Origin of the sequence: Streptomyces sp. KLMMK, assembly GCF_036961605.1 — a bacterium.
GTDB lineage: Bacteria > Actinomycetota > Actinomycetes > Streptomycetales > Streptomycetaceae > Streptomyces > Streptomyces telluris.
Genome location: NZ_JBAMDC010000494.1, coordinates 1 through 4,151 on the forward strand (window position 1 = coordinate 1; position 4,151 = coordinate 4,151).

Sequence of the window (4,151 nt, forward strand, 5' to 3'; positions counted from 1 at the left end):
ACGAAGCCGGCGGGCGTCTCGGCGCCCAGGTCCGCCGCCACGATCGCGTCGGAGACGACGACGGACCCCACGGCCGCGCTGCGCCCGGGGGTCGTGAAGCCGCCGCCGATGCCCGCGGAGACCACCAGGCCGTAGGGGCTGCCGGAGAGCGCCGCGGCCGTGAGGGCCGTGGCCGCTCCGGCCGCCGCGGCGGCCGGTCCCACACCGGCGGCCAGCGCGTCGATCACGAGCGGCTCCGGGAGCGGGGCGGACCGGCGCAGCACGAAGCCCGGCACGGCGAACTCGACCGGATCGGCCGGCTCGCCCGTGCCTGCGGGACCGGCCGCCGAGGCGCCGCGCACGATCGCGTCGCGCTCGGCGTCCACGGCGGTGACGACGAGGACACGCATCAGCGGGACCGCCGGTCCGTCAGCTCTTGTCCAGCTCGAGCTTGACGTTCCACACGCCGTCCTTGGTGATGACCGACAGCACCACGGACTTCTCCAGGCGCTGCGCCATCCGGTTGACGAAGAGCTGCTCGCCGTCGAGGGAGGTGTAGGTCTGCTTCAGCTGGTTGGTCTGCTGCTGGCCGTTGCCCACCACGATCCAGCCCTGCTCGGCCATGTCCGGCTCGACGCCGACGCGGACCTTGTCGCCCGGCTGGACCTTGACGGACTTGATGGACTTGTCGGCCATGCACTTGTCAAGGGCGCCGCGGTCGAGCTCCTTGCCCTTCTCGAAGCAGGCGGCCTCGGTCGTCACGGTGGTCGAGCCGACGGTCACCGTCGCCAGCGGCGTCGGCTTGTCGCAGGCGGAAAGGGCGACGAGCCCGAAGGCCACGGCGCCGACAGCGGCAGCGGCGCGGCGGCGCTTGCCCCGGAAAATCGCAGCGGTCATGCGGGCAGGCTATCGGGCCGCCCAGGTCAGGCCACGCGGGGGTGCGGTGAGCCACGCCGTGCCGCGGCCAGCAGACCCCGTACGGCTGTCGCGGCGCCCAGCGCGAGGACCCCGGCGGCGACCGCCATGCCCAGGGTGCCGTTCAGCGGCAGGACGATGCCGACGGCCCCGCCGGCGACCCAGCACATCTGCAGCAGCGTCTCGGAACGGGCGAACGCCGAGGTGCGCACCTCCTCCGGCACGTCGCGCTGGATGAGGGAGTCCAGCGACTGCTTCCCCAGCGCCTGGGAGATGCCGGCGACGGCCGCCACGACCACCACGAAGAAGGCCCCGAAGAGCACGGCCGCGGCCACGGTCGTGCCCAGCGACACCGTCAGCACCAGCGCGATCGTCTTCTCCGGGCCGCGCGAGCGCAGCAGCGCCCCTATGGCCGTGCCCAGGGCGTTCCCGGCGCCCGCGGCGACGGCGACGACACCGAGCGAGAAGGCCGGGCTCAGGTCGCCGAGGGGGTGGACGCGCAGCAGGAAGGCGAGGAAGAAGGTGAGGAAGCCCGAGAGCATGCGCATGGCGCTGTTGGCCTGCAGGGCGTGCAGGACGGAGCTGCCGACGGTGCGCAGGCCGGGCGGCTTGCTCCTTTTGTTGCCGTTCCTGTTGCCATTCCTGTTGCCGTTCCTCTTGCCGCCTCTGTTGCCGTTCCTGATATTTCTGCCGATCCATCCCTTCCTGCCGTTATTGCTGCTCTTCGCCGTGCGCATCCGCCGGGGGCGGTGCGGAAGGTGCTCCCCGGAGACCAGCCGTGCCCGCGCCTCGCCCTTGGCCGAGTCGACCTTGTGCGGGAGCGAGAAGGACAGCGCCGTGCCGAGGACGAACACGATGAAGGCCCCGTAGAGCGGATATTCCGGTCCCAGCCGGTGCAGCCCCGCGCCCAGCGGGGCCGCCACTCCCGTGGCCAGCAGCCCACCGAGGGTCACCCGGGAATTGGCCTTCACCAGCGAGATCCGTGGTGGCAGCAGCCGCGGCACGACCGCCGAACGCACCACCCCGTACGCCTTCGACGCCACCAGGACGCCGAGCGCCGCCGGATACAGCTCCAGGCCGCCGCTCGCCACCGCCCCCGACATCGTCAGCGCGAGCAGCGCCCGCGTCAGCATCGCGCCCGCCATGGCCGCCCGGCGGCCGTGGGGGAGCCGGTCGAGCAGCGGCCCGATCACCGGGGCCAGGAGGGTGAACGGCGCCATCGTGATCGCCAGGTAGAGGGCCACGCGGCCGCGCGCCTGGTCCGTGGGGACCGAGAAGAACACCGTGGACGCCAGTGCGACGGTGATCAGCATGTCGCCCGCGGAATTCACCGCGTGCAGCTCGATCAGCTTCCCCAGGCCCGACTCACCCGCGCCGTGCGCGTGTGTCGCTCTGCGCACGCCCCGCGCGGCAGCCGCGAACGGGGCGCGCAGCACGCGGCCGGCGCCCCGGGCCGTACGGCGCAGCGGCCCGCCCTCGACCGACCGGATGGCTCCCACCACGCCATACTGCCCCAACTCGCACCGGGCAGGGCACTTTCGCCGCCGCTGCGGGCCGTACGGGGCCGGGCGCGGCCCCTTTACGGGCGGGCGGGCGCGGGGCTCGCCGCGGCCCGGCTATCCCCGGTGGCGCCGAGCGGGGTAGCGTGCGTAGCGCGCCACCGGCGGTCGTTCTTGGCCGCGCTCCGAGTCTCGATCCCGCAGAATGGGAGTGACTAGGTGTGCCCGAAACCGTTCGGGCGCGGACGTCGACGCGGTCCTGAGGTCCGCTCCGTCCGCCGACCCGGCCGATCGGCTGGCGCACTCGTGAGACGGCGTGGAAGAGAGAATCGATTCTTGTGAGTGCTGCGATGCGAAGCCGTACCCCGGACCGCCTGTGCGCCGAGGCGGTCGACCTGGCCCGTGCTGCGGCCGAGGAGGCCGCGCTGCCCGGCACGGTCGGTGAGCATGTCCAGGCCGTCGCCGACGGGGACCGCGTCGTCACCCACTCCTTCCTCTGCCTGGACCCGGCCTACCGCGGCTGGCGCTGGGCCGTCACCGTCGCCCGCGCCTCCCGCGCCAAGAACGTCACCCTCGACGAGACGGTCCTGCTGCCCGGCCCCGACGCCCTCATGGCCCCCGAGTGGGTCCCCTGGAGCGAGCGCCTGCGCCCCGGCGACATGGGCCCGGGCGACCTCCTCCCCACCGACGCCGAGGACCTGCGGCTCGTGCCCGGGTGGAGCGGCGAGGACGTCCCGCCGCCGAACTCCGCCGTCTCCGAGGAGATGGACCGCCTCGCCGAGGCCGAGGACGCCGACGTCGTCCCCGGCTCCCCCGCCGCCCAGCCGGCCGTCCCGGTGCGCGGCACGATCGCGGCCGTCGCCGAGGAGCTCGGGATGCGGCGCGCCCGCGTCCTGTCCCGCTACGGGCTGCACACCGCCGCCGACCGCTGGGACGAGACCCACGGCGCGAAGACCCCGATGGCGCAGGCCGCCCCGGCCTCGTGCGTCAGCTGCGGCTTCCTCGTGCCGATCGGGGGCTCCCTCGGACAGGCGTTCGGCGTCTGCGCCAACGAGTTCGGTCCGGCGGACGGGCACCTCGTGTCCCTGTCGTACGGCTGCGGCGGGCACTCCGAGGCCGCGGTCATGCCGAAGCCGCCGCGGCCGGCGCCGCCGGTGATCGACGAGACGCTCGTCGACCCCCTGCCGCTGCGTTCCGAGCCGGCCGGCGACGAGGAGGACGAGGAGCTCGGGCACTCGTAGGCAGGCTGCTGCCCCTGCGATCCCTGCCGCTCGCCGGGTGCGGGCCGTTCCACGGGCCCGTATCGCGCCCGGCGGCGCTCGTCCTCAAGCGCCGGACGGGCTGGATTTCGCCCGGGCCTGCATCGAACGGCACTCACCGTCACCGAGGACGGGCCGGCGCCTTCCGGCTCGGCCCAGCCGCGTTCAAGCTCGTCCGGCGCTTGAGGACGGGCGCGCCCCCGGGCACGGTACGGCTCCCGTCCCGCCGTGCGGCCGCCCACGGGTAGGGCGCCACCGGCCTGTCACCCCCGCGCGGTACGTTCTGCCGTAGGAACACCCACCGGCGGCAGGAGACGACACGTGAGCGGCACGGCAATGGTGCGAGGCGCGGCCGAAGGCGCGGATCCGTTCGGGACCGCCCGCCTGCGGCGCGGCGTGCTGGACGCCTGGGCGGCGTCGCCGGCCCGCTTCAGGGAGGACGCCAACGCCGAGGAGGACCTCGCCCTCGGCGGCTACCGCGACCGCCTCGTCGTCGAGC

General features: G+C 74.3%; 3 protein-coding genes and 1 pseudogene. 1 reads left to right on the forward strand and 3 read right to left on the reverse strand.

Features of this window, described 5'->3' with window-relative positions; all coding sequences use genetic code 11:
• The 3 genes and pseudogenes from V7793_RS34280 to V7793_RS34290 all read right to left on the reverse strand — a co-directional run.
• Positions 1-389, reverse strand: a pseudogene (locus tag V7793_RS34280) (futalosine hydrolase); the annotation flags it as partial.
• A gap of 19 nt (positions 390-408) precedes the next feature.
• Positions 409-876, reverse strand: coding sequence for a DUF2771 domain-containing protein (locus tag V7793_RS34285; protein WP_168090669.1), 468 nt, complete (start codon positions 874-876; stop codon positions 409-411).
• Positions 877-902: 26 nt separating this feature from the next.
• Entirely contained in the window at positions 903-2,393 is a 1,491-nt protein-coding gene (locus V7793_RS34290; RefSeq protein WP_336013612.1) for an MFS transporter, read from the reverse strand.
• Positions 2,394-2,743: 350 nt separating this feature from the next.
• Between V7793_RS34290 and V7793_RS34295 the strand changes: the two genes are divergently transcribed.
• Positions 2,744-3,634: a DUF3027 domain-containing protein gene (locus V7793_RS34295; protein ID WP_336013613.1), complete on the forward strand. Its 891-nt coding sequence runs from the start codon at positions 2,744-2,746 to the stop codon at positions 3,632-3,634.
• The last annotated feature ends 517 nt before the right edge of the window (positions 3,635-4,151 follow it).